General features: G+C 67.7%; 21 protein-coding genes and 2 pseudogenes. 14 read left to right on the forward strand and 9 right to left on the reverse strand.

Annotated features, from left to right (window positions below; all coding sequences use genetic code 11):
* The first annotated feature begins 72 nt into the window (after positions 1-72).
* Entirely contained in the window at positions 73-555 is a 483-nt protein-coding gene (locus QKY98_RS00985; protein WP_284670189.1) for a hypothetical protein, read from the forward strand.
* 69 nt (positions 556-624) lie between these two features.
* On the forward strand, positions 625-1440 hold the full coding sequence (locus QKY98_RS00990) for an SDR family oxidoreductase (RefSeq protein WP_027600101.1): 816 nt from the start codon (positions 625-627) through the stop codon (positions 1438-1440).
* Here the strand turns inward: QKY98_RS00990 and QKY98_RS00995 are convergent.
* From QKY98_RS00995 to QKY98_RS01010, 4 genes are all read right to left on the reverse strand, one after another.
* Entirely contained in the window at positions 1437-2597 is a 1161-nt protein-coding gene (locus QKY98_RS00995; protein WP_284670190.1) for a sensor histidine kinase, read from the reverse strand. The genes QKY98_RS00990 and QKY98_RS00995 overlap by 4 nt on opposite strands.
* A 78-nt stretch (positions 2598-2675) precedes the next feature.
* The gene (locus QKY98_RS01000) at positions 2676-2927 is read right to left on the reverse strand and encodes a hypothetical protein (RefSeq protein ID WP_042136971.1); all 252 of its coding nucleotides are present in this window, start codon (positions 2925-2927) and stop codon (positions 2676-2678) included.
* A gap of 102 nt (positions 2928-3029) precedes the next feature.
* Entirely contained in the window at positions 3030-3530 is a 501-nt protein-coding gene (locus QKY98_RS01005; protein ID WP_284670191.1) for a GNAT family N-acetyltransferase, read from the reverse strand.
* Positions 3531-3638: 108 nt separating this feature from the next.
* Positions 3639-4808, reverse strand: coding sequence for an MFS transporter (locus QKY98_RS01010; RefSeq protein WP_027600916.1), 1170 nt, complete (start codon positions 4806-4808; stop codon positions 3639-3641).
* Between the two features lie 96 nt (positions 4809-4904).
* On the opposite strand from QKY98_RS01010, the gene QKY98_RS01015 reads away from it, so the two are divergent.
* Positions 4905-5798: a LysR family transcriptional regulator gene (locus QKY98_RS01015; RefSeq protein WP_284670192.1), complete on the forward strand. Its 894-nt coding sequence runs from the start codon at positions 4905-4907 to the stop codon at positions 5796-5798.
* A 5-nt stretch (positions 5799-5803) separates the two neighbouring features.
* Here the strand turns inward: QKY98_RS01015 and pip are convergent, their stop codons facing one another.
* Positions 5804-6784: a prolyl aminopeptidase gene (gene pip / locus QKY98_RS01020; protein WP_284670193.1), complete on the reverse strand. Its 981-nt coding sequence runs from the start codon at positions 6782-6784 to the stop codon at positions 5804-5806.
* Between the two features lie 370 nt (positions 6785-7154).
* Between pip and QKY98_RS01025 the strand changes: the two genes are divergently transcribed.
* The 3 genes and pseudogenes from QKY98_RS01025 (at position 7155) to QKY98_RS23825 (ending at position 10665) form a co-directional block, all read left to right on the forward strand.
* A complete protein-coding gene (locus tag QKY98_RS01025; RefSeq protein WP_267401033.1) occupies positions 7155-8567 on the forward strand; it encodes a sugar porter family MFS transporter in 1413 nt (470 codons plus the stop codon).
* Between the two features lie 235 nt (positions 8568-8802).
* Positions 8803-9810: pseudogene (locus QKY98_RS23820) on the forward strand (cache domain-containing protein); the annotation flags it as partial.
* Between the two features lie 87 nt (positions 9811-9897).
* The gene (locus QKY98_RS23825) at positions 9898-10665 is read left to right on the forward strand and encodes a methyl-accepting chemotaxis protein (protein ID WP_371099676.1); all 768 of its coding nucleotides are present in this window, start codon (positions 9898-9900) and stop codon (positions 10663-10665) included.
* Positions 10666-10902: 237 nt separating this feature from the next.
* On the opposite strand, the gene QKY98_RS01035 is transcribed toward QKY98_RS23825, so the two are convergent.
* Positions 10903-12339, reverse strand: a complete 1437-nt coding sequence (locus QKY98_RS01035) for a dihydrolipoyl dehydrogenase (protein WP_284670195.1) — start codon at positions 12337-12339, stop codon at positions 10903-10905.
* A gap of 233 nt (positions 12340-12572) precedes the next feature.
* Between QKY98_RS01035 and QKY98_RS01040 the strand changes: the two genes are divergently transcribed.
* Both QKY98_RS01040 and QKY98_RS01045 read left to right on the forward strand, forming a co-directional pair.
* Positions 12573-13094, forward strand: coding sequence for a hypothetical protein (locus QKY98_RS01040; RefSeq protein WP_027600084.1), 522 nt, complete (start codon positions 12573-12575; stop codon positions 13092-13094).
* A gap of 351 nt (positions 13095-13445) precedes the next feature.
* Entirely contained in the window at positions 13446-14489 is a 1044-nt protein-coding gene (locus QKY98_RS01045) for an acyltransferase family protein (protein ID WP_027600922.1), read from the forward strand.
* 19 nt (positions 14490-14508) lie between these two features.
* Here QKY98_RS01045 and crcB read toward each other — a convergent pair whose 3' ends face one another.
* Together crcB and nhaA are read right to left on the reverse strand one after the other, a co-directional pair.
* Positions 14509-14886 carry a fluoride efflux transporter CrcB gene (crcB, locus tag QKY98_RS01050; protein WP_027600082.1) on the reverse strand — a complete coding sequence of 126 codons (378 nt, stop codon included), beginning with the start codon at positions 14884-14886 and terminating at the stop codon, positions 14509-14511.
* 12 nt (positions 14887-14898) lie between these two features.
* The gene (gene nhaA / locus QKY98_RS01055) at positions 14899-16068 is read right to left on the reverse strand and encodes a Na+/H+ antiporter NhaA (protein WP_074585405.1); all 1170 of its coding nucleotides are present in this window, start codon (positions 16066-16068) and stop codon (positions 14899-14901) included.
* Positions 16069-16326: 258 nt separating this feature from the next.
* Here nhaA and QKY98_RS01060 point away from each other — a divergent pair, with 258 nt between their 5' ends.
* The 5 genes and pseudogenes from QKY98_RS01060 to QKY98_RS01080 all read left to right on the forward strand — a co-directional run bounded on the left by QKY98_RS01060 (position 16327) and on the right by QKY98_RS01080 (position 20037).
* Positions 16327-17496: an HPP family protein gene (locus QKY98_RS01060; protein WP_037006749.1), complete on the forward strand. Its 1170-nt coding sequence runs from the start codon at positions 16327-16329 to the stop codon at positions 17494-17496.
* 106 nt (positions 17497-17602) lie between these two features.
* Positions 17603-18034 (forward strand): DUF4398 domain-containing protein, encoded by a 432-nt coding sequence (locus tag QKY98_RS01065; RefSeq protein WP_027600079.1) that lies wholly within the window; start codon positions 17603-17605, stop codon positions 18032-18034.
* Between the two features lie 29 nt (positions 18035-18063).
* Positions 18064-18447: pseudogene (locus tag QKY98_RS01070) on the forward strand (DUF4398 domain-containing protein); the annotation flags it as partial.
* A 106-nt stretch (positions 18448-18553) separates the two neighbouring features.
* On the forward strand, positions 18554-19561 hold the full coding sequence (locus QKY98_RS01075) for a zinc-dependent alcohol dehydrogenase family protein (RefSeq protein WP_115945277.1): 1008 nt from the start codon (positions 18554-18556) through the stop codon (positions 19559-19561).
* 83 nt (positions 19562-19644) lie between these two features.
* Positions 19645-20037: a response regulator gene (locus tag QKY98_RS01080; protein ID WP_284670196.1), complete on the forward strand. Its 393-nt coding sequence runs from the start codon at positions 19645-19647 to the stop codon at positions 20035-20037.
* Here QKY98_RS01080 and QKY98_RS01085 read toward each other — a convergent pair.
* Positions 20034-20417, reverse strand: coding sequence for a response regulator (locus QKY98_RS01085; RefSeq protein ID WP_007160682.1), 384 nt, complete (start codon positions 20415-20417; stop codon positions 20034-20036). The genes QKY98_RS01080 and QKY98_RS01085 overlap by 4 nt on opposite strands.
* 244 nt (positions 20418-20661) lie before the next feature.
* Here QKY98_RS01085 and QKY98_RS01090 point away from each other — a divergent pair, with 244 nt between their 5' ends.
* Entirely contained in the window at positions 20662-24003 is a 3342-nt protein-coding gene (locus tag QKY98_RS01090; RefSeq protein ID WP_284670197.1) for a PAS domain S-box protein, read from the forward strand.
* The last annotated feature ends 69 nt before the right edge of the window (positions 24004-24072 follow it).

Here is a 24072-nt window from a genome sequence, read left to right on the forward strand (position 1 = left end):
CGCCGCCACTCTTGCTCAATCTTTGCCCTTCGCGGCCGTTACCCTTGAGATGTACCTTTCAAGGAGTCCGCGATGTCCAGCACGCTGTCGGTGAATGGCATCGGCCACGGCATCTTGCGCGCGCCCACGCTCAGGCTGGGTGGCGCGACGGCCAAGCCCACCGCCGAGGAAGAGGCGGCCAAGGTCGAGCAATCCAAGAAGCCCAAGGGGATCGGCAAGCCCAATCCGCTGAACCAGATCAAGGACCAGGCCGAAGCCGACGCTGCCCCTGCCAGCGAGAAGGGCAGCACCGGCAACAAGACTCTGGATACCCTGCAGAAGGCCATCGACATGGCCAAGCGGCAACTGGAGCTGGCGCAGAAGCAATTGCGCGCGGTGGAAGCCCAGAGCAAGGGCGGCAGCAAGGCCGAGCAGGAAGCCAGCAAGACTGCGCGCGAAGCCGCCCAGGCCAATGTCGCCGCCGCCAGCCAAGCCCTGACGACGGCCTACGCCGCCTATACCGAAGCCCTGAAGAAAGCCGGCGAAAGCACTGGCGGAGTGAGCGCCAAGGCGTGATGCTGGCCCCCTGACCCGACCGGCTGGACTACCCTCGGATGCCTGTCACGATCTGGAGGGCGTATTCCCATGGCAGCCAAACTCAAGGAAAAGACCGCCCTGGTCACCGGCGCGGCCCAGGGCATAGGCGCCGCCATCGCCCGGGCTTTCGTGGCGGAAGGCGCCTTCGTCTATGTCACCGACCTCAACGCCGAGCTCGGCCACGCCGTCGCAGCCGAACTGGGCGACCGTGCCTGCTATCGGCCCCTGGATGTGCGCCTGGAGGCTGACTGGCGGCGGGTGACCGGGCAGATCCTCACCGAGCGCGGTCGGCTCGACGTGCTGGTGAACAACGCTGGTATCACCGGCTTCGAAGAGGGTGTGGCGGCCCACGATCCGGAACACGCCCGGCTCGAAGACTGGCACGCGGTGCATCGCACCAACCTCGATGGCGTCTTTCTCGGCTGCAAGCATGGCATCCGCGCCATGCGTCCGGCCGGGGCCGGGTCCATCATCAATATCTCGTCGCGCTCCGGGCTGGTGGGTATCCCCGGCGCGGCGGCCTATGCCTCGTCCAAGGCGGCCGTACGCAATCACAGCAAGACGGTGGCGCTCTATTGCGCGGAACAGGGCCTCGCCATCCGCTGCAATTCGATCCACCCCGCCGCCATCCTCACGCCGATGTGGGAGCCCATGCTGGGCGATGGCCCGGATCGCGCGGCACGCATGGCGGCGCTGGTACGGGACACGCCACTGCGACGCTTTGGCCGCCCCGAAGAGGTGGCGGCCGTGGCGCTGCTGCTGGCGTCCGATGAAGCCGCCTACATGACCGGCAGCGAGCTGAATCTGGATGGCGGCCTGCTGGCCGGTTCGGCGGTGACGCCGGCGGTGGTCGAGGCCCCCTAGCCCTTCACCCTGAAGCTCAACTGCAACTCTGTGCCGCGCTCGCCGGCGCGGGACCATTGGGCGTGGGCGCCGATCTGGCCGGCGAGGCCCTCGATCAGCTTCATGCCGGTGCCCGAGCCGGGCTTGCGGGCGGAGGTCTGCAACGGCAGGCCCTTGCCGTCGTCCTGGATGCGCACACGCCAGGTGTCGTCCTCGGCGAGATCGATGTCCACCGCCAGCAGGCCGCCCTCGCCGTCGAAAGCGTACTTGAGGCTATTGGAGGCGAATTCGGTGAGGATCATGCCCAGGGGCACGGCGGTGTCCGGGTCCAGGTCGACGTCGGCGATGCCGATCTGCAGCCGCACCTGGCCGGAGTGCTCCTGGTGCAGGTGGCAGAGATTCTCCAGCAGCTGCATGACGAAGGGCCGCAGCCGCAGTTGCTGGGCGGTGTTGGCCGCATAGAGCTGCTCATGGACCAGGCGCAGGGCGTCGATGCGCGCGCCGATGCCCTGTAGCTCCTGGCGGGCCTCGTCGGACTGGGCCGCGCGGGATCTCAGCCAGACCAGCCCGGCGATGATGGCGATGTGGTTCTTGATGCGGTGCTGCATCTCCTGCATCAGCCGGGTGTTGGCCTGTAGGGCGTCGTTGAGGTCGCTGGTCTTGAGCAGACGGTCGATCACCGGACCGAGGATGGTGGCGTAGGTGCGCAGGAATTCCACATCTTCTTCGCCGAAGTCCCGCGGCTCGCGGGCATCGACCTGCAGCAGGCCATAGGGCCGGCCGCCGGGCAGGAAGATCGGCACGTTGACCAGCGCCTGGACGCCGTGCTCGCGCAGGAAGTCGGCAAGATCGAAACGCTCTTCCTGGTGGATGTTCGGGGTGATGACCGGGCGGCTGACCTTGATCGAATAGGCTTCGGAGGAGCGCTCGCCGAGGGACACCTTTGCCTGGCCCACCACCCCGGGTTTCCAGCCGACCCCGGCGCGGACCAGCGCCTGGTGCTCGCCGCGCTCGATCTCCAGCACCTTGGACAGCTCGGTGCCGAGGGCATCGCCCACCAGGTGGCAGGCGCGCATGAGGATCTCGTCCAGGTCCTCGCAGCGCAGCGCGAAGTCGCCAAAGTCCGCCAGCAGCTTTTGCCGCTGGGTAAGGGCCTGGACCCGCTGTTCATCGTTCATCGAAGGCTTTCCTTCTGGCATGGACAAGGCACCGGGATAACGGCGTCAGCGGGCGCTGACCCGGGCCGCCCGGCGTCGCTAGTCGTCCGGATAGATCTCGTCCGCCGTGATGGCCGGCAGGCTGCCGATGGCGCGCAATTCGTTGATGGCGTCGCGGATCACCTCGTAGAGCAGCGCGGTGTTGCGCACCAGGGTCTGGTTAAGCACGCGCGACACCCGCGCCGGCCGGGCGGGATCGATGAGGGTGATCAGGAGGTTGTCACCCTGGGACTGGATCTCGTGCTTGATGGGCGGGTCCAGCGCCGCCAACTGGCTTTTCAGTGCTTGCATGCCGTCTATCCACAGAAGGTCGTTTCTGAATAGTCGGACTGGAAACAACGATCGGGCGTTCAGTGCGTCGAGGGTGACGCACCGAACGGCTGGCGCAGCGCCTCAGAGGGGCGCGTCTTCCTCGCGATAGATCCGCATTCCACGCGCCTGGTAGTTGGCCAGCGCGGCGGGATGATCCAGGGTGCAGGTGTGCACCCAGACGCGCTCGGTGCCAGGCCACTCCCAGGCGGAACGGAGGGCATGGCTGAGCAGCGGACCGCCGAAGCCCAGGCCCATGAAGGCGCCGGCCAGGCCGAAGTAGCGGATCTCGACATTGCGGCCGTCCGGGCGGTACAGCTCGTAGTAACCGGCGATGGCGCCGCGGTGATAGGCGACCCAGGTGCGGTGCCCGTCCTGCTCCACGAGCGCGCGCCACTGGGCGTCGCTCCAGCCGTTCAGATCGCTCCAGTCCCAGGCCTGGCCGACCAGGGCATAGAGAAAGCGGTTGAGTTCGGGTTGCGGCACCTCGCACTCGACGATCTGCAGGTCGGGCCGTGGCGGCTTCTCGCGCAACTCGGTCGAGGCCGTCATTTCGAGGTAGAAGGTGGTGCAGGTCCGGTCCATCGCCAAGACTCCCTGGGAAAGGTCAGACCCGATTGTGACCAGAGCGACAGGGGTGGTGCCAGTCTGATTGCGACGCCCGCGGAAAGCGGATCGCCGCAGGTGACGTGGCTACCCGGCTACCGCGGCCCCGGCTGCCCGACCACGCCAGGCCAGCGCCAGGGTCATCAGCAGGCCCAGGGCGGCCATGCCGGCGCCGGCCAGGGAGATCGCCGGATAGCCGAGACCGGCGTCGATCACCGCGCCGCCCAGGGCCGCGCCGAGGGCATTGCCCAGGTTGAAGGCGCCGATGTTGACCGCCGAAGCCAGGTTGGGGGCGTCCTTGGCGGCTTCCATCACGCGCATCTGCAGCGGCGGCACCAGGGCGAAGCTGGCGATGCCCCAGACGAGGATGGCCACGGCGGCCGCCAGCGGCCAGCGCATCAGCACGCTGAAGGCCAGCAGCACCACGATGAGCACGCCCAGGGAGGCGATCAGGGTGCGGTCGATGGATTTGTCCGCCGCCTTGCCGCCCCAGAGATTGCCCAGGGTCAGGCCGACGCCGAACAGCACCAGCATGGCGGTGATGAAGGCCGTGGAGCCATGGGTCTCGCGGGCGAGGATCGGCGCGATATAGGTGAAGACGGTGAACATGGCACCGGAGCCGACCACGGTCAGACCCAGGGCGGCCAGCACCGGCGGGCGACCCAGCACGCGGATCTCGGCCAGCACGCCATCGCTCGGTGGCAGGGCCACGTTGGGCAGGGCGAACCAGAGCGCGGCCATGGTCAGCAGGCCGAGTCCGGCGATGCCCCAGAAGGCCTGGCGCCAGCCGAGCAACTCACCGAACCAGGTGGCCAGGGGCACCCCGCCGATGGTCGCCAGGGTCAGGCCCATGAACATGGCGGCGACCGCCCCGGCGCGCTTGTCCGGGGCGACCACGCTGGCCGCCACCAGGGCGCCGACGCCAAAGAAGGCGCCATGGTTGAGCGAGGTCACCACCCGGGCGATCAACAGGCTGGTGTAGTCGGTCGCCAGCGCCGACATCAGGTTACCGAGGGTGAAGATGGCCATCAGGCCGATCAGCAGATGACGGCGCGGAATGCGGCCGGTGGTCAGGGTCATCAGGGGCGCGCCGATCAGTACGCCCAGGGCATAGGCGCTGATCAAGAGACCCGCCGCCGGAATGGACACGCCAAGATCGGCGGCGATGCCCGGCAGCATGCCCATGGGCGCGAATTCGGTGACGCCGATGCCGAAGGCACCGGTGGCCAGGGCCAGCAGGGGTGGATTGATACGCATGGGAAAGGCTCCTTATCTATGCTGCGAATGCTAAGCTCCCCGCTCAAGCGCCGGTAGATGGCGGTTTTGGCATGCACCTTTGCCCTGGAGTCACAAGTGGATCTGAATGGTCGCTCGGGAGAGATGGCGGTATTCGCCCAGGTGGTGGAGGCCGGCAGCCTGTCCGCCGCCGCCAGAGCCCTGCGCCTGACGCCTTCGGCGGTGAGTCGCTCCATCGCCCGTACCGAGCAGCGCCTCGGCACGCGACTGCTATTGCGCACCACCCGGGCCATCACCCTCACGGCCGAGGGCGAGGCCTATCTGCGCGCGGCGCGACGGATCCTGGCGGACCTGGCCGAGGTGGAAGACGCCATCGCCGACCAGGGCGTACCGCGCGGGCGCCTGCGCGTCAGCGCCGCCCTCGGCCATGGCCGCATGACCATGGTGCCGCTGGTGGCGGCCTTCAGCGCCCGCTATCCGGACATCGTCGTGGACCTGGCGCTGGGCGACGAGGTGGTGGACATCCTCGCTGGCCAGGCCGACGTGGCGATCCGCTTCGGCCAGCTGGCCGACAGCCCCCTGAGCGCCCGCCCCATCGGCGTCACCGGGCAGGTGGTGGTGGCCTCGCCGACCTATCTCGCCCGCCACGGCACGCCCCAGGTGCCGGAAGACCTGCTCGAGCACAATTGCCTGAGATTCAACTTTCGCCGCGCCCTGCCCGACTGGCCCTTCGTCCGTGATGGCCAGGCCTTCGCCCTGAAGATCAGCGGCAACATCGAGTGCAACAGCGGCGAGGCCTTGGCGCTGCTGGCCCGCGAAGGCGCCGGTATCGCCCGCATCGGGGAATTCAGCGTGGCCGAGGACCTGCGCAGCGGCGCCCTGGTGCCTTTGCTGGAGGCCTGGAATCCGGGCGATCTGGAGCCCATCCACGCGGTCTTCGTCGGCGGCTCGACCATGCCGGCGCGGGTACGGGTGTTCGTGGATTTCCTGGTGGAGCGGCTGGGCCACTGAGGCCCTCAGGCAAAGCGCCCGTCACTCTTGAAACGCTCCGTGGCTTCAATCAGGGCACTGGTAGTGCCGGGCTCCGTGGGCGCGTGCCCGGCGTCGTTGACGATCTTGAGCACCGAGCCGGGCCAGGCCTTGTGCAGCTGGTAGGCGGAATTCGGCGTGGCGATCATGTCGTGGCCGCCCTGGACCAGGTAGCAGGGCAGTTGGCGGATGCGCGCCAGGCCCTGGATCAACTGGTCCTCTTCGAGAAACAGCTGATGCTTGAAGTACCAGGCGTCGAGCACGGCCATGCCCAGCGTGGTCTGCTCGTCGGCGGCCTGGGCTTCCACGCCTTCCGGATCGTGGCGCAGCAGGGAGCAGCTGGCCGAGTACCGCACCCAGGCCCGGGCGGCGTCCAGGCGCGCCTGCGGATCTTCGCCGAGCAGACGTTCGAGGTAGGCGTCCAGAGCCGCATCGCGCCGGTCTTCCGGAATCCAGCTGACGAAATCCTCGTAGGCACGGGGGAAGAAGCGGCGCATGCCGTGCAGGTACCAGTGCACCTCGTCGGAGGTGCCGAGAAAGATGCCGCGCAGCAGGAAACCCAGGCAGCGCTCGGGGTGGGCCTCGCCATAGGCCAGCGCCAGGGTGGTGCCCCAGGAGCCGGCGGTGAGCAGCCAGCGCTCGATACCCAGGTGCTCACGCAACCGTTCGAGGTCATCGATGAGGTGCTGGGTGGTGTTGTCGCGGGTTTCGGCCAGGGGGGTGGATCTCAGGGCGCCGCGCTGATCGAACAGCACGATGCGGTAGTGATCCGGATCCCAGAAGCGCCTCTTGCTGGGCTCGGCCCCCTCGCCCGGTCCGCCGTGCAGGTAGACCACCGGCACGCCCTGGGGATTGCCGCATTCCTCCCAGTAGAGTTCGTGCAACGCGCTCACCCGCAGCCGACCGCTGCGGTTGGGCTGCTCGATTTCCGGAAAGGGCTGGTAGGTGACGGCGCAGGGTGCATCCATGGTCGTTTCTCAGGTGGGCTTCGAGGTAGCTGAGCCAGCGCCGGCCGCCCGAGTTCCAGTCGAAGCGGCGCCGCAAAACGACTGCCCGCCGCACCCGCGCCGGGCTGCACGCCCAGCGCCGGTGGGCTTGCGGGGCTCAAGGCGGGCCCTTCGCGAAAACCCCTCGCGCCGCGCCTGCGGCGCGGCCCGTTGGTCGGAACGGGACTGCCACGCGCCCTGGGGAACTCCAGCCGGCATCCCCGCCCTAATCCCCCACGCCTGCACTCGTGGCGCCCCTTCGCTGACTCGAAACGTTGCATTCGTTCGCTTCGCTGGCCTGGGGGCGCCCGCTGCCGGCCCCCTTCGTGTCTTGCCAGGATCCCGCTCTGCCATGTCCGCTTCCGCTTCCCCCGCCGTCGACCCCGACCAGAAGGCTTCGGCCCGCCGGCTGATCTTCATTACCGTGCTGGTCGCCACCATGGGCGCCCTGGCCTTCGGCTACGACACCGGCATCATCGCCGGCGCCCTGCCCTTCATGACCCTGCCACCCGACCAGGGCGGCCTGGGCCTCAATGCCTATACCGAGGGGCTGGTTACCGCCGCCCTGATCGTCGGCGCGGCCTTCGGTTCGCTGGCGGCGGGTTATCTCGCCGATCGCTATGGCCGCCGCACCACCCTGCGCCTGCTGTCGATCCTCTTCGTCGTCGGCGCCCTGGGCACCGCGGTGGCGCCCTCGGTGGAACTGATGGTGGTCGCACGCTTCGTGCTCGGCCTGGCGGTGGGCGGCGGGTCGGCCACGGTGCCGGTGTTCATCGCCGAGATCGCCGGCCCCAAGCGCCGCGGTCGCCTGGTGAGTCGCAACGAACTGATGATCGTCAGCGGTCAGCTGCTGGCCTATGTGCTCAGCGCCCTGCTCGCCTGGCTGGTGCACGACAACGGCATCTGGCGCTACATGCTGGCCATCGCCATGGTGCCGGGCATCCTGCTGTTCGCCGGTACCTTTCTCTTGCCCACCTCGCCGCGCTGGCTGGCGGCCAAGGGTCGGATCGAAGAAGCCGAAGCCGTGCTGGAACGCCTACGCGACACCCCCGAGGAGGTGCAGCGCGAGGTCGAGGAGATGCGCGAGAGCGAGGAACAGGCCAGGCATCGCCCGCCATTGCGCGAATTGCTGAGCCAGGGCTGGGTGGTCAAGTTGCTTCTGCTGGGCATCGGCCTGGGCTTCGTCGCCCAGTTCACCGGGGTCAACGCCTTCATGTACTACACGCCGATCATCCTCAAGAGCACCGGCATGGGCACCAGCGCGGCCCTGACCGCCACCATCGGCAACGGCGTGGTCTCGGTGATCGCCACCCTGCTCGGCATCTGGGCCATCGGCCGCGCCGGACGCCGTACCCTGCTGCTGATCGGCCTGGTGATCGTGGTCGTGGCGCAACTGGCGCTGGGCAGCGTGCTGCTGTGGCTGCCGCCAGACCTCACCCAGAGCTACCTGGCGCTGGCCTGCATCCTGGTGTTCCTGTTGTTCATGCAGATGTGCATCGCGCCGGTCTACTGGCTGCTGATGTCCGAGCTGTTTCCCAACCAGGTCCGCGGCCTGCTGACCGGGGTGGCGGTGGCCGTGCAGTGGCTGTGCAACGCCACCGTGGCCTTCAGCTTTCCGGTGGCCCTGGAAGCCATCGGCAACTACACCTTCTATGTCTTCGCCGCCATCAACCTGGGTTCGCTGCTGTTCGTCTATTTCTGCCTGCCGGAGACCCGCGGCAAGTCCCTGGAAGAAATCGAACGTCATCTGAAGAAAGAGTTATAGCGGGTCGTTAGCCGACCGATCGGCGATTTTCCGGCTTGTTACGGACCAAATGGAATAATTTCTCATCCCGTATCAAGTCGGACTTATCCGGGCCGATGCAGAGTGAAGGCATGTCGCCGTCATTCTTCGCGCCAGGGCGCGACCGGGGCTTTCGATGAACATCAAGCAGAAACTCACCTCGCTTTTCGCGGTAACCGCCTGCCTCCCGGTGATCCTGGTGGCGGGCGTGGTCATCATGAACGTGCGCAGCCAGGCCACCGGCGATTTCCTCGACGGCAGCGGGCGCGAAATCCGCCAGATCGATCGCAACATCCAGCAGTTTTTCTCCGGCATCCAGCAGAACGTCGACTTCCTCGCCAAGGAGCCGAACATCGTCGCGCTGCAAGGCCTGAAGAACTACAGCGGCGCCGACGCCGCCCAGTTGCCGCAGCCGGAAGCCGGCCAGCAGGCGCTGGCCTATTTCACCCGCTTCGCCAAGACCCACCCCACCACCGCCTACCTGTCGGTCGGCCTGGCCGATGGCGGCTATGTCAGCTGGCCGGACGACGCCAAGCTGGCCAACTACGATCCGCGCGTGCGCCCCTGGTACCAGGCGGCCATGAACAATCCCGGCAGGGTGGTGCGCACCCCGGCCTACTACTGGGCCACCGACGACGTCTCGCTGATGGGTGTGGTGCGGACCATGGAAGACGCCAGCGGCAAGGTCCGCGGCGTGGTGGGCCTGGACATCTCGCTCAAGCAGCTCACCGATCTGGTCAAGAGCATCACCCTGGGTCAGAGCGGCTACCTGCTGCTGGTGGAAGACAGCGGCAACGTGCTGGTCGACCCGCGCGACCCCAAGCACAACTTCAAGCAGCTCAAGGAGCTGGGTGACGCCTACCAGACCCTCAGCGGCATCCAGAGCGGCCTGGGTGAGGTCAATCTCAACGGCACCGACTACATGGTCAACGTCTATCCGGCCAAGGATCTGGGCTGGAAATTCATCGGCCTGATCGAGCGCAGCGAAGTCATGGGCAAGGCCACCGCCCTGACTTGGCAGATCGCCGGCATCACCGCGGTGCTGGCGCTGCTGTTCGCCGTGCTCGGCGCCGCCTTCGCCGGCATGATCGTGCGGCCGATCCGTGGCGTCTCCGCCGGCCTCGAATCCATCGCCCAGGGCGAAGGCGATCTGACCAAGAGTCTCAGCGTCCAGGGCAAGGACGAAACCGCCACCCTGGCCGGCTGGTTCAACCAGTTCCTCGCCAGCATCCGCCAGCTGGTGCAGCGCATCGGCCAGGCCTCCAACGACCTGCAACAGGCCTCGCAGACCACCACCCAGGCGGCGGCCAGCATGAATGAAGTGGCCGGGCGCCAGCGCGAAGCCGTGGAGCTGGTCTCCACCGCCTTCAACGAGATGGTCGCCACCTCCAACGAGGTCGCGCGTTCCTGCAGCCAGGCCGCGGCCTCCGCCGACGCCGGTCATCACAAGGTGCAGGAAGGCTACGGCCAGATCGAGAAGGCCACCGGCAACGTCAACCAGCTCAGCGGCAGCCTGGCCCAGTCGGCCCAGGCCATGGCGGTGCTGGAGCAGGACAGCCACAACATCAACACCATCCTCGACACCATCCGCGGCATCGCCGAACAGACCAACCTGCTGGCGCTCAACGCCGCCATCGAAGCGGCGCGGGCCGGTGAGCAGGGGCGTGGCTTCGCCGTGGTGGCCGACGAGGTGCGGGCCCTGGCCAAGCGCACCGCCGACTCCACCGGCGAGATCGACGGCCTGCTCGGCAGCCTGGCGCGGCGCACCCAGGAGGTCACCCGCCAGATCGAGACCAGCCTGGAGCTGTCGCAGACCAGCGTGGCCTCCATCAGCGAGGCGCGTGGCAGTTTCGAAGGCATCCGCCAGTCGGTGGACGAGATCCGCGACCAGGCCCTGCAGATCGCTGCGGCGGCCGAGGAACAGCACCAGGTGGCCGAGGACATCAACCGCCACATCGCCCAGATCCACGACGACGCCCAGCAGGTGGAAGGCCTGGCCCAGTCCACCACCCGCGATTCCTCGCGCCTGTCGCAGCTGTCGGGCGAACTGGACGGCCTGGTGCGGCGCTTCAAGGCCTGATGACTGTTTGGCGGTAGCAGAAGCCCCGCGGGTGATCCCCCGGGGCTTTTTGTTGGCCGGGATTCCGGGACGCGTGGATAAGGCTGCGCCGTTATCCACCCTACGGACGTTGAACCTCCCTGCTACGCCGGACAGCCCCCTCTCCCCTGGGAGAGGGTTGGGCTGAGGGTGCCTTCAGCCAAACCGTAGCGTGGAAAACGGCGCAGCCTTTTCCACTGGCGGATCGAATACCCCTCCTCAAGCCCCGGACGGCAAACCCTGGTCGCGATCGCCACGCAGGTTGCTGTGGGCGGCCTTGCAGATCTCGCGCAGGCCGCTCTTGAGGCCCTCTTCGAGAGTGGGGTGGTAGAAGGGCATGTCCAGCAGCGAGCTGGCGGTCTCGCCGTGGATCAGCGCCAGCACCAGCAGATGGCCGATATGGTCCATGCCCGGTCCGACCATGGCCGCGCCGGTCAGCTTGCCGGTACCCGGTTCGGCATAGAAGCGGGCGATGCCCTGGTTGCGCGCCTCGACCCGGGCGCGGCCCTGGTCGTGGTAGGAAGAGGTGCCGATCAGACTGCCCTGGTCGGGCGGACTGCCCAGCACCGCCACCGGCGGATCGGTGAAGATCAGCGAAAACAGCGGCGATCTCGGGGTCGGTCGGACCTCGGGATAGCAGGCGGCATTGTGCCCGGCGATGGCCCCCTCGTCGGAGGCCTCGTGGAGGATCGGCCGGTCATGGTCGGCATCGCCGGCGATAAAGATCGACGAGGAGCCACACTGCATCGTCTCGGGGTCGTAGACCGGGGTGCCATGGTCGTCCAGCTCGATGCCGGTGGTCTCCAGCCCCAGGCCCTTCAGCCGCGGCGGTCGTCCGGCGGCCACCAGCACGTAGTCGAAGTCGCCCTCGCCGCTCGCCGCGCCGGACCAGGACAGTCGCACGCCCTCGCCCTCCCGCCGGGCATCCACCTCGACGTTCAGGTACAGGGTCAGGTCCTGTTCCAGGATCTTGCGCAACTCGGCCTTGACCTCCAGGTCCTCCAGCGCGCCCAGGCCATCGTCCTGGCCGAACAGGGTGACGGCCACGCCGAGGCGGGCCATGGCCTGGGCCAGTTCCAGGCCCACCGGACCGGTGCCGATCACCGCCAGCGAACGCGGCAGATCGGGGAGTTCGAAGATCGTCTCGTTGGTCAGCGCCCGCTCGCCGAGGGCGTCGAAGGGTTCCGGTACCAGGGGGTAGGAGCCGGTGGCGATGATCACGCTACGGGCGCTTATCGTCTTACCATTACTAAGTTGCAGGCGATCTGGCGCCACGAAGCGCGCCGTCGCCTGCTGGGCCACGCCCTCGGGCAACTTGGCGAAACCCTCCTTGGTGGCGGCGACGAAATGATCGCGCTCGCGCCGCACCCGCGCCATGACCGCCGCGCCATCGACGCCGACGCTGCCCACCTCGATGCCAAAGGTGCCGGCGCGGCGGACGGCATGATGAGCCTCCCCGGCGACGATCAGCAGCTTGGAGGGCATGCAGCCCACGGAGGCACAGGTGGTGCCGGCCCAGCGGTCGTCGATCAGCAAGGTGCGCGCGCCCTGGCGGCGGGCGGCGCGTTCGGCGGCGAGGCCGGCGGTTCCGGCCCCGATCACGGCGACATCACACTCGAGATCGGCGGGGGGCGTAGCGGCTGCAGGGTCACTCATCTCATCACCTGACGTTGCGAAGGGTTACCCGACTCGCGCCAGGGCTCCAGCAAGGGACCCCAAGCGCAACGTTGAGGTTGCATCCCCAAGGCGTGATCCACTTCGACAAAAAACCGACAATTCTTGTCAGGACCGTCAAATTCCATGCCACTCGTCACCTTATACTGGCCATCTGGAACCATTGAGGGTGTCCTATCCTCAATTAGCCAACTTAAATGGACGCAGGCACTCACATGGAACGTGACATCAGCAAGATTCCGCTCATCAACGATTGGTCCTATCTGATCGCCCTGGAAACCGGCCTGTTCACCCGGGGTGAACTCAGCGGCGCGGTGCTCAAGGCCCTCAATGACCAGGCCCGCCTGCTCTCCCGTCGCTACCTGGTGCAGAAGTCCAAGCTGGACGTACGCAAGCTGACGCCCGCCGAGAGCGAGATCCTCGATACCCTCAGCGACACCGCCGCCAGCCTGCGCCGCCGCCAGCGGCTGCCGCACAACATCGTCAAGAGCCTCAGGGCCGGCGGCCTGATCGCCGCGGTCGAGCGCAGCGTCTGCGCCTCGGGCATCCTGCAGTGCCACAACGGCTTCTATGAAGACGGCCTGGAGCCGGGCGCCTTCGAGCGGATCGTCATGCGCCATCCCCATGAATTCGGCGATCACGCCCGCCAGAGCGCCGCCCTCTACTTCGCCCAGGAACCCTTCGCCCTGGAACAGTCGCAAGACGTGCACGACCAGCCGCTGCAGGCCAGCGCCTGATGAGCGAGGCGCACGCAATGACCGGGGCGGCCGGGAGGCCCCAGACCCCGTTCGCCTGCGCGCGTCTCGCCGCCCCCGTTCCCGCGTGCGGTACCGCTTTTCCGGAGTCCTGGCGCATGACGCCCGCTTTCGCGCCGCTCAGCCCCCCATAGCACCCCTGCCCTCGCCGGCCGGCCGATCTCGCTGATCGTGTCGGCTGTCGTCCTTTCGTTGCCGGCCCAGCCGGCAGCGGCCTTTGCCTGCGCGCGTCTTATGACGGGCGTCTCTGCCGATGCCGTTCGCGTCGCCGTCCAGCCGGAGTCCGCTCCCGGAGGGTGGCCGCGGCATGGGCCACGGCTGCGAGGAGCAGACATGACTACCGCCCACGTCCCCCAGGGACGCAACAACTTCGATTTCCTGAGATTCGCCGCGGCCTCCACCGTGGTGATCGGCCACGGCTTCTGGCTCTCGGGGCATATCGGCGCCGAGCCGATCCTCAACTTCACCGGCTTCACCGACGCGGCCAACATCGCCGTCTATGTGTTCTTCGTGATCAGCGGCTTCCTGATCACGGCGTCCTTCCAGCGCAGTCGCAATCCCCTGGACTTTCTGCTCAAGCGCGCCCTGCGGATCTTTCCGGCGCTGATCGTCTCGGTGCTGTTCTCGGTGCTGGTGGTGGGCTGGCTGGCCACCAGCCGGGAAACGAGCGCCTACTTCAGCGATCGTCAGACCCTGGGCTTCTTCAAGAACATCCTCTTGATGACGCGCTTCGAACTGCCCGGCGTCTTCACCGGCAATCCCTTTCCGGACACGGTGAACGGCAGCTACTGGACCCTGCCCTACGAGGTGTTCATGTACCTGTCGCTGCTGATCATCGGGGTGCTGGGGCTGCTGACCCGCTCGGTGGTCATGGCCACCCTGGTGGTGCTGGTGCTGGGCAACTTCCTGCTGCTGCCGCAGATGGGCATCGCCAGCTTCGTGCTGCACAAGGTGTTCAGCCTGGGCATGTTCTTTTTCGCCGGCGCCCTGCTGCAACTCGCGGGACCGCGCATCCCCTGGCGCCTGGAGATCGCCCTGGCGCTCTGCCTGCTGTCGCTGGCGGCCATCGTCTGGCATGTCCTGCCGGTGATCCACCTGGTGTCGCTGGCCTATGTGATCATCTACCTGGCCCAGGTGCAGGTACCGGTGCTGCATGGCTTCGGCCGCTTCGGCGACTATTCCTACGGCCTCTACCTGTTCAACTTCCCGGTCCAGCAACTGCTCATGCACTGGTTTCCCGACAGCTTCTCGCTGCCCGGTTTCCTGCTGGTGAGCTATGTCCTGACCCTGGGGTTCGCGGTGCTCTCCTGGCACCTGATCGAGGCGCCGGCGCTGAGATTCAAGCCGCGGCGCCAGGCCCCGGCGGCGCCGGCCTGAGGCCAGCTGGCCGGGCGTCTCAGCCGAGGCGACCGGCCAGGGCGAAACCGGCCAGGGTCAGCAGCAGCGAGCCCAGCACATGGATGGTCACGGTGAGCGCCGCCCAGCCCAGGCGGCCGCTCTGCAGCAGCCCCACCACCTCGGCGGAAAAGGTCGAGAAGGTGGTGAAGCCGCCGCAGAAGCCGGTCACCAGCAGCAGGCGCCACTGGGCTTCCAGCCCCGGATAACGGGAGAACAGCCCCAGCGCCAGGCCGATCACGAAGCCACCGACCAGATTGACCAGCAGCGTGCCCAGGGGCAGCAGCGGAAACAGCGCATTCAGCCGCAGACCGACCCACCAGCGACAGGCGCTGCCGAGGGCACCGCCAAACATCACCGCGAACAGCGCATAGGGCATCTCAGACTCCTCTCAACGGCGAGGGGCGGCGAGGAGCAGGACGGCAACGCCCGCCAGGGCCGACAGCAGCGACCCCAGCAGCACGCCGATCTTGACCTCGTCGACCAGGAAGGGCGCCCCCGGAAAGGCCAGGGCGCCGATGAACAGGCTCATGGTAAAGCCAATGCCGCAGAGCAGCGCCACGCCATAGAGCTGCAGCCAGCTGGCACCCTCGGGCAGCCGCGCCAGACCGCTGCGGATGGCCAGCACCGCCATCAGGGAAATCCCGATCTGCTTGCCAAGGAACAGCCCCAGGGTCACGCCCAGGGGCACCGGATCCAGCAGATTGGCCGGTGACATCCCGGCCAGGGAGACCCCGGCATTGGCGAAGCCGAACAGCGGCACGATCAGGAAGGCCACCCAGGGATGCAGCGCGGACTCCAGCTTGAGCAGCGGCGAGGCGTCGTCGGCCTCGGTGTCGCCCAGGGGAATGAACAGCGCCAGGATCACCCCGGCCAGGGTCGCATGGATGCCCGAACGCAGCATGCAGAACCATAGCAGCGCCCCCACCAGCAGATAGGGCAACAGGGCGGTGACCTTGAGGCGATTGAGCACGAACAGCACCGCCACCAGACCGGCCGCGGCCAGCAGCATGCTGCTGGAGAGGTCGCTGGTGTAGAACAGCGCGATGATCAGCACGGCGCCGAGGTCATCGAGGATCGCCAGGGCGGAGAGAAACACCTTGAGCGACACCGGCACCCGCGAACCCAGCAGCGACAGCACGCCCAGGGCGAAGGCGATGTCGGTGGCGGCGGGAATCGCCCAACCCGAGAGGGTCTGGGGATCGTGGCGATTGACCAGGGCATAGAGCAGTGCCGGCACCAGCATGCCGCCCAGGGCGGCGAGCCCCGGCAGGGCGCGATCGCCCCAGCTGGCGAGTTGGCCGACCGCCATCTCGCGCTTGATCTCCAGCCCCACCAGCAGGAAGAAGATGGCCATCAGGCCGTCGTTGATCCAGTGACCGAGCGAAAGGCCACCGACGTACCAGTGCAGACTGGCGAAATAGCCCTCGGCCAGCGGCGAGTTGGCGACGATCAGGGCGATGGCGGCGGCCACCATCAGCACGACACCACCGGCCGCTTCGGCCGCGACGAAGCGATTGAGATAGGCCAGGGCCCTGGCCGGAGAAAGGGGAGAGTTCATGGGCAGCCGTACTCCGCGCGGCGGCCCGACCTGCGCTCGATTCAACCTGTCCTACCGCGTGGCTGCGGCGACACCCAGCCGATGATCCTACTACGGCAGCCCCGGCGGTCGCAGCAGAAAATCGCCTGGAGACGGCAGCCGCTCTGGGTCGCCGCCTGGCCGTCGACCCGGGCGCCGAGCGCGCCGCGCCGGTCTTGCCAGGGCTGCGCCCAGGAGGGACCATCAGCGCCCTCGTTCTGCCCAGCAGCTGCCTTTCCCATGTCCCAGGAACCCCTTACGCCGTCGCCTTCGCCGTCTCTCTTCGCCCGCCTGGTCCAGGGCCTGCGCGCCTTCTGGCCGGCGCCGCTGCCCATCGACGGACGCGAGCGGCTGCGCGCCAGCCTCGGCGCCGGCCTCGGCATCCTGCTCGCGGCCCTGCTCGCCGCCTGGTGGCTGGAAGGCCAGCCGGTGCATCAGCATGGCGCCCTGGCGCTGGCGCTGGTGGCGCCGCTGGGCGCCAGCGCCGTACTGGTGTTCGCCCTGCCCTCCAGTCCGCTGGCGCAGCCCTGGTCGGTGGTGGGCGGCAACACCCTGTCGGCGCTGATCGGCATCGCCTGCGCGCTGTGGATTCCCGAGGCCAACCTGGCCGCCGCCGTGGCGGTCGCCCTCGCCATCGCCGCCATGTTCACCCTGCGCTGCCTGCACCCGCCGGGTGGCGCCTCGGCGCTGCTGATGGTGCTGATCGGCGCCCAGGACTTCAGCTATGCCTGGAGTCCGGTGGCGCTGGATTCGCTGCTGCTGGTGAGCGCCGGCCTGCTCTACAACAACCTGACCCGCCGCCCCTGGCCCCATGTGCCACGCCCGGCCGAGCCGAGTGGCGAGACGCGCCTGCAGCGCGCCGACCTGGACGCCGTGCTGGCACGCTACAACCAGGTGCTGGACATCAGCCGCGACGACCTCGCCGAATTGCTCGAACAGGTGGAGGCGCGCGCCTACCAGCGCAAGATGGGCGAGTTGCGCTGCGCCGACGTCATGAGCCACGAACCGGTGACGGCCCGCGCCGAGATGCCGCTGCAGCAAGCCTGGGCGCTGATGCGCGCCCGGCGCATCAAGGCGCTGCCGGTGGTGGATCGCCAGGGTCATCTGCTGGGCATCGTCACCGTCGCCGACTTCATGCGGCAGATCGATCTGGACGTCCACGAAGGCCTCGGCTGGCGCCTGAGATCGCTGGTCCGCCCGCGCACGCGCCAGGAGGAAAACAGCGTCGGCCACATCATGACCCGTACCGTGCGGGTGGCCAGCGCCGACCGCCTGCTGATCGATCTGGTGCCGGTGTTTTCCGAGAACGGCCACCGCCACATCCCCATCATCGACGGCTCGCGCCGCCTGGTGGGCATCATCACCCAGTCGGATCTGATCCGCGCGCTGTACCAGGCGGTACGGGCCTGACCGCAGCGAGCCGCCCTCGGCTGGGGTTCTGCAGCGAACCTCGCCGCGTTTTCGTCGTCTCAAAGGCACTGTCGCCCATTCCGGGCGACCTGCCAGGAATGTTCGGATGAAAACCGGTCCCGCTCGTGCCTCTTCGTTCTCCGCGCCTCGTGCGCTGCTCGCCAGCCTGGTCCTGGGCGGCGGTCTGCTGCTCGCGGGCTGCGCCGGCAACCCGCCGACCGCGCAGATGGCCGTGACCCAGTCCGCCGTCAACGAAGCCGTGAGCGGCGGCGGCAACCAGTTCGCCCCTATCGAGACCAAGTCGGCCCAGGACAAGTGGACCCAGGCCCAGGCCGCCCTGTCCAACGAGAAGTACGACGAGGCCAAGCGCCTGGCCGAGCAGGCCGAGTGGGATGCCCGTCTGGCGACCCGCAAGACCCAGGCCGCCAAGGCCCAGGCGGCGCTGCAGGATGCCCAGAACAGCATCCAGCAGATCCGTGAGGAAGGTCAGATCAACCTCCAGCTGCAACAGAATCTACAGAAAAAGGTGCAGCAGTAAGGCTGCCCGCTCTCTTGAAGGACGAAACCATGCGTAAACGTTTTCTGCTCCCGCTGATGTCGGCGCTGACCCTCACCCTGGCCGCCTGCGCCACGCCGCCCAACCCCAACCTGGAAAAGGCGCGCAACGACTACGCCGCCCTCGAATCCCAGCCCCAGGCCACCCAGCTGGCGGCGTTGGAAACCAAGGACGCCGGCACCTGGCTGGCCAAGGCCGACAAGGCCTACAAGGACGGTGAGAACGAGCGCACCGTCGACCAGCTGGCCTACCTGACCCAGCAACGCATCCAGACCGCCATGCAGACCATCAAGCTGCGCATGGCCGAAGCCGAGCTGAAGAAGGTCGACGCCGAACGCGGCGAAGCCCGCCTCAACACCCGCACCCAGCAGCTGCAGCAACTGCAGAAGGCGATCAAGTAAGGTCCAGGGCGCAGGTCCCCTGGCGGGAATCCTGCGCCCCCTGCCGTGGTCCTCTACTGACCCGCGAGCGTCCTGCTCGCCACAGTCCGGAGGATTTCTCATGCACGCCATACGCCTACGCAAACCCGGTGGTCTGGACCAGCTGGAGCCCTGCGAACTGCCCGATCCCGGGCAGCCGGGGGCTGGCGAGATCCGGGTGCGGATCAAGGCCAGTTCGCTGAATTTCCATGACCTGGGCGTGGTGCTGGGCAAGATGCCGACCGCCGATGGGCGCATTCCCATGTCCGATGGCGCCGGGGTGGTCGAGGCGGTGGGCGCGGGGGTCAGCGAATTCGCCGTGGGCGATCACGTGGTCTCGACCTTCTTTCCCCACTGGCTGGACGGCGCGCCGCCCATCGATGACTTTTCCACCACGCCCGGCGATGGCGTCGACGGTTTCGCCTGCGAGGTGGTGGTACGTCCAGCCACCGCCTTCACCCGCGCGCCCAAGGGCTACAGCCATGCCGAGGCGGCGACCCTGACCACCGCCGGGCTGACCGCCTGGCGCGCCCTGGTGGTGGACGGTGGCCTCAAGGCCGGTGACAGCGTGCTGGTCATGGGGACCGGCGGCGTCTCCATCTTCGCCCTGCAGATGGCCAAGGCCATGGGCGCCACGGTGATCGCCACCTCGTCCTCGGACGAAAAGCTGCAGCGCGCCTATGCCCTGGGCGCCGATCACCTGATCAATTACCGTGAAGAGCCAGAATGGGGCGCCAAGGTGCAGGCCATCACCGGCGGCCGTGGCGTCGACATCGTGGTGGAGGTGGGCGGTCCGGCGACCCTGGCGCAGTCCATCCAGGCCGCGCGCATCCATGGGCACCTGGCGCTGATCGGGGTGCTCACCGGCGTCGAGGGCCAGGTCCCCACCGCCAACCTGATGCGCCGCCACCAGCGACTGCAGGGTTTGATCGTCGGCAGTCGTCGCCATCAGCAGGAGATGATTCGCGCCCTGGAAAGCACCGGGATTAAGCCGGTCATCGATCGCAGCTACCCGCTGAACGAGATCGCCGCGGCCTTCGCCTTCCAGAAGGACGGCAGCCATTTCGGCAAGATCGTCCTGGAGTTCTGATAATGGTCAGACGAAAGCCAGACTGAGCCCAGCAGGCCTCTGCTAGACTTCCGGAATCGTCTCATCGCGTTCCGGAAGTCCCGATGACCTCGCCTGCTCCCCTCCCCTATCTCGTCGTCATCGAAGACAACGGGCTGCTCGCCGAACTGCTGAGCAATCACCTCGAAGAGCGACTGGGCTGGACCTGTGTTCGCTTCGACAACGCCGACGACGCCCTGGTGCATCTGCTCCAGCAGCAGCAAAGCCCCGGGCTGGTGATCACCGACCACCTGATGCCCGGCCAGCTGCGTGGCGGCGAACTGGCGGAGATGCTGTTGCAGCGCTGGCCCGCGCTGCCCATGGTGATCACCTCGGGCTACGGCTACGAGATCACCACGGCGCTGCCCGAGCAGGTGATCTTCCTGCAGAAGCCCTGGACGCTGGACGAGGTGGATTCGGCGGTACGCCTGGCACGGGCGCGCCAGGCGGCGGGCTAGACACCCAGCTGGCCGCAGGCCTTGAGCAACTGGTCGATGGTCCAGGGCTTGGGCAGGAACAGCGCCCGCTCCTCGCGCTCGGCGTACTGCTGGCCGGTATAGCCGGAGGACACCAGGATCGGCAATTGTGGAAAGCGCTGACGCACCTGTTTGGCCAGGGCGAGTCCGTCCAGCCGACCCGGCATGCGCACGTCGGTGAACAGGAGATCGGGCGGTAAGGGATCGGACTCGAGCCAACCCCAGGCGGCGTCGGCGGTATCGAAGGACTGGACGGCATAACCTTCCATCTCGAACACCTCCGTCGCCAGCGATCTCAGCACCGGATCGTCTTCGACGACCAGCACAGTGGTAACAGCAGCGGAAGAAACTACATCGGTCATGGCAACGCTACTTCATTAGTACGACTAAATAGACCGAAATTTCTCGAATTGGATCACAAGGCTCGGATGGGCGGCTGGCAGCCGGGTGCCGGCACTTGTCTGATGCCGTAACGGCTACTTAATTCCCTGTCTGTCGGAAAAAGGTGCTGGCAGATCGCTAGCCATCGCCCGACTCTCTTACTCTAAGGCTCTCGCCGGACGTCACCGCCGTCCGCTTCCGCTGCTCACGCGTTCGAACGACCCCATGGCTGAATCCGCTCTCTCCCACGCTGAACTCCAGGCCGAAGTCCGTCGCCTCCGCGCCGCGCTCGACCAGTGCACCGCGCTGCCGCCCCAGGACGCCCAGCGGCGTCTGGCGATCTTTGATGGTGCCATTGATTTCGCCATGATCGTGCTCGATCCGGCCGGGGTGATCACCGACTGGAACAGCGGCGCCGAACGCCTGCTGGGCTGGACCGCCGCAGAGATTCGCGGCGCGCCGGTCGAGCGCTTCTTCACCCCCGAAGACAACCAGATCGGCCGGGCCGCGCTGGAAATGCGGTTGGCGCTGCAGGACGGTCGCGCCGAAGACGAACGCTGGCACCTGCGACGCGACGGCACCCGCTTCTGGGCCAGCGGCGAGATGCATCCGCTGCACGACGACGCCGGCCGCCATACCGGCTTCGTCAAGATCCTGCGCGACCGTACGCCCCAGCATCTGGCCGGCCAGGCCCTGCGTGACAGCCAGCGCCACGTGGGCGAGGTGCAGCAGAAACTGGCGGAAAGCGAGCGCTATTGGCGCGGTCTGTTCGAGCAACTGGACGAGGGCTTCATCCTCGGCACCATTCTGCGCGATGAGCAAGGTCGCGGCTGCGACTGGCGCTATGACCAGGTCAACCGAGCCTGGTGCACGCACTTCGGCCTGAGCCCGGAGCAGGCGATCGGCCAGACCGCCCGCACCCTGTTTCCCGAACTCGAAGACCTCTGGGTGGAGGATTTCACCCGGGTGGTGGATACCGGCCAGTCGTTCAGCTACGTGCGGCAATTCCAGGCCAACGGGCGCTGGTACGAAGGTCATGCGCACAAGGCCGGCGCGGAGAGCTTCCTGGTGCTGTTCCTGGATGTCACCGAACGCGAGCAGGCCGCCCAGGCGACCCGCGACGAAGAGCGCTATCGCCGCGCCCTGGCAGAACTGGGCGAAGGCTTCAGCCACCTCAACGACATCGAGGCGGTCACCGAGCTGGCCTGCACAGTGCTGGGCACCCTGCTGGACGCCCAGCGGGTGGGCTACGGCCTGGTGGACGCCGACGCCGAGACCATCAGCGTGGAACGCGACTGGACGATCCCGGCCGCCGGAAGCCTGATGGGCACCCTGAATTTCCGCGACTATGGCAGCTGCATCGAGGACTTCAAGCGCGGCGAGACCGTGGCCATCGAAGATGTGCGCGAGGATGCCCGCACCTGCCACAACCTCGCCGCCATGCAACGGCTGGACACCCGCGCCTTCGTCAGCACCCCGCTGTTCGAGCACGGCCATTTCGTCGCCCTGCTCTATGTCAGCGCCAGCCAACCGCGGTGCTGGACGTCGGCCGAAGTGCAATTCATCCGCGAGGTCGCCAATCGCACCCGCTCGGCGACGGCGCGGCTGACCGCTGAGCGCGCCCTGCGCGACAGCGAACTCAATCTGCGGCTGGTGGCCGACACCCTGCCCTGCCTGATCGCCTTCGTCGATCGCGAGCTTGTCTATCGCTTCGCCAACATCGAGGCGCCCAAGTGGTTCAAGGACGCTCCGGAAAGCATCCTGGGTCGCAGCATGGCCGAGGTCTTCGCGCCGGAGCTGTTCGCGGCCCGGCGTCCGGCCATCCAGGCCGCCCTGGACGGCACCCCGGCGCGGCTGGACCTGCCCTGGGCCTGGCCGGACGGCCGGCGACGCATCGCCGACATCCACTATCGTCCGCGACGCGATGCGCGCGGGGCGGTGGACGGCTTCTATGTCTTCGCCCAGGACGTCACCGCCCAGCGCGACGCCCAGACGCTGATCCAGGCGCAGAATCTCAGCCTCAGCCAGGAGGTCCAGGCGCGCACCGCCGAGCGCGACCGGCTCTGGGCGCTCAGCGAGGATCTGCTGCTGACCGCCGATTTCAACGGGCAGCTCCTGCGGGTGAGTCCCTCCTGGTCGCGCGGCCTGGGCTATTCCGAAGCCGAGTTGCTCAGCCGCCCCTACCGGGAACTCATCCATCCCGACGATCTGCCAGGGGTGCTGGTGGCACTGGACGAACTGCGCCGCAGCGGCCTGCCGGCGCGGGTGGAAAATCGCGTGCTGGCGGCGGACGGCAGCTGGCGCTGGCTGTCCTGGACGCTGTCGATGGACACCGAACAGGATCGCCTCACCGGCGCCGGGCGCGACATCACCCGGGAACGGGACGCCGCGGAGACCCAGGCGCTGCTGGAAGAGCAGTTGCGCCAGTCGCAGAAGATGGAAGCGGTCGGCCAGCTCACCGGCGGCCTGGCTCATGATTTCAACAACCTGCTCGCCGGCATCGTCGGCAGTCTGGATCTGCTCACGGTGCGCATCGGCCAGGGCCGGCTGAACAATCTCGAGCGCTACACCACCGCCGCCCAGGGCGCCGCCATCCGCGCCGCCGCCCTGACCCACCGGCTGCTGGCCTTTTCCCGGCGGCAGACGCTGGATCCCAAGCCCACCGACGTCAATCGCCTGGTGGCCGGCATGGAAGACCTGATCCGTCGCACGGTGGGTCCGGCGATCCAGATCGAAGTGGTGGCCAGCAGCGAGCTGTGGTCGACCCTGGTCGATCCGCCGCAACTGGAAAACGCCCTGCTCAACCTCTGCATCAATGCCCGCGACGCCATGCCCGAGGGCGGTCGGATCTTCATCGAGACCGCCAATCGGGCGCTGGATGCGCGCATGGCCCGGGTCCGCGACCTGGAAGCGGGCGAATACATCGCCCTCTCGGTGACCGACAACGGCTGCGGCATGCCGCCCGAGGTGATCGCCAAGGCCTTCGATCCCTTCTTCACCACCAAGCCGATCGGGGTGGGCACGGGGCTGGGCCTGTCGATGATCTACGGTTTCGTGCGCCAGTCCGGCGGCCAGGCGCGCATCCATTCCCAGGTCGATCAGGGCACCAGCGTCACCCTCTTCCTGCCACGCCATCGCGAAGCGGCCACCGGCGTCGACCTCGCCGCCAGCCAGCCGACCCTGCCACGCCAGGGCCACGGCGAGACGGTGCTGGTGGTGGATGACGAACCCACGGTACGGATGCTGGTGGTGGAGGTGCTGGAGGAACTGGGCTACGCCGCCCTGGAGGCGGCGGATGCCAGCTCCGGCTTGCGCCTGCTGGAATCCGACGTGCGCATCGACCTGCTGATCAGCGACGTCGGCCTGCCCGGCGGCATGAACGGTCGCCAGATGGCCGACGCCGCCCGCCAGCGCCGCCCAGGCCTCAAGGTGCTGTTCATCACCGGCTACGCCGAGAACGCCGTGGTCGGCAACGGCCACCTGGAGCCCGGCATGCACGTGATGACCAAGCCCTTCGCCATGGACGCCCTGGCGGTGCGCATCCGCGATCTGATCGAAGGGACCTGAGGTCAGCGTCGGAGTGGATCATCCCTCACCCCAGCCCTCTCCCGGAGGGAGAGGGGGCGGTTGGGAGGC

Source organism: Pseudomonas sp. HR1, from assembly GCF_030175875.1.
GTDB lineage: Bacteria > Pseudomonadota > Gammaproteobacteria > Pseudomonadales > Pseudomonadaceae > Chryseomonas > Chryseomonas oryzihabitans.

Excerpts from the sequence above, each read along its gene's own strand:
- QKY98_RS00995 (WP_284670190.1), bottom strand. The coding sequence starts at position 2,597 with ATGAACGATGAACAGCGGGTCCAGGCCCTTACCCAGCGGCAAAAGCTG.
- crcB (WP_027600082.1), bottom strand. The coding sequence starts at position 14,886 with ATGCCCTATGCGCTGTTCGCGGTGATGTTTGGCGGTGCCCTCGGCAGC.
- QKY98_RS01000 (WP_042136971.1), bottom strand. The coding sequence starts at position 2,927 with ATGCAAGCACTGAAAAGCCAGTTGGCGGCGCTGGACCCGCCCATCAAG.
- QKY98_RS23825 (WP_371099676.1), top strand. The coding sequence starts at position 9,898 with ATGAATGAAGTGGCCGGGCGCCAGCGCGAAGCCGTGGAGCTGGTCTCC.
- QKY98_RS00990 (WP_027600101.1), top strand. The coding sequence starts at position 625 with ATGGCAGCCAAACTCAAGGAAAAGACCGCCCTGGTCACCGGCGCGGCC.
- QKY98_RS01085 (WP_007160682.1), bottom strand. The coding sequence starts at position 20,417 with ATGACCGATGTAGTTTCTTCCGCTGCTGTTACCACTGTGCTGGTCGTC.
- QKY98_RS01045 (WP_027600922.1), top strand. The coding sequence starts at position 13,446 with ATGACTACCGCCCACGTCCCCCAGGGACGCAACAACTTCGATTTCCTG.
- pip (WP_284670193.1), bottom strand. The coding sequence starts at position 6,784 with ATGGATGCACCCTGCGCCGTCACCTACCAGCCCTTTCCGGAAATCGAG.
- nhaA (WP_074585405.1), bottom strand. The coding sequence starts at position 16,068 with ATGAACTCTCCCCTTTCTCCGGCCAGGGCCCTGGCCTATCTCAATCGC.
- QKY98_RS01080 (WP_284670196.1), top strand. The coding sequence starts at position 19,645 with ATGACCTCGCCTGCTCCCCTCCCCTATCTCGTCGTCATCGAAGACAAC.
- QKY98_RS01040 (WP_027600084.1), top strand. The coding sequence starts at position 12,573 with ATGGAACGTGACATCAGCAAGATTCCGCTCATCAACGATTGGTCCTAT.
- QKY98_RS01025 (WP_267401033.1), top strand. The coding sequence starts at position 7,155 with ATGTCCGCTTCCGCTTCCCCCGCCGTCGACCCCGACCAGAAGGCTTCG.
- QKY98_RS01060 (WP_037006749.1), top strand. The coding sequence starts at position 16,327 with ATGTCCCAGGAACCCCTTACGCCGTCGCCTTCGCCGTCTCTCTTCGCC.
- QKY98_RS01035 (WP_284670195.1), bottom strand. The coding sequence starts at position 12,339 with ATGAGTGACCCTGCAGCCGCTACGCCCCCCGCCGATCTCGAGTGTGAT.
- QKY98_RS01090 (WP_284670197.1), top strand. The coding sequence starts at position 20,662 with ATGGCTGAATCCGCTCTCTCCCACGCTGAACTCCAGGCCGAAGTCCGT.
- QKY98_RS01065 (WP_027600079.1), top strand. The coding sequence starts at position 17,603 with ATGAAAACCGGTCCCGCTCGTGCCTCTTCGTTCTCCGCGCCTCGTGCG.
- QKY98_RS01005 (WP_284670191.1), bottom strand. The coding sequence starts at position 3,530 with ATGGACCGGACCTGCACCACCTTCTACCTCGAAATGACGGCCTCGACC.
- QKY98_RS00985 (WP_284670189.1), top strand. The coding sequence starts at position 73 with ATGTCCAGCACGCTGTCGGTGAATGGCATCGGCCACGGCATCTTGCGC.
- QKY98_RS01010 (WP_027600916.1), bottom strand. The coding sequence starts at position 4,808 with ATGCGTATCAATCCACCCCTGCTGGCCCTGGCCACCGGTGCCTTCGGC.
- QKY98_RS01075 (WP_115945277.1), top strand. The coding sequence starts at position 18,554 with ATGCACGCCATACGCCTACGCAAACCCGGTGGTCTGGACCAGCTGGAG.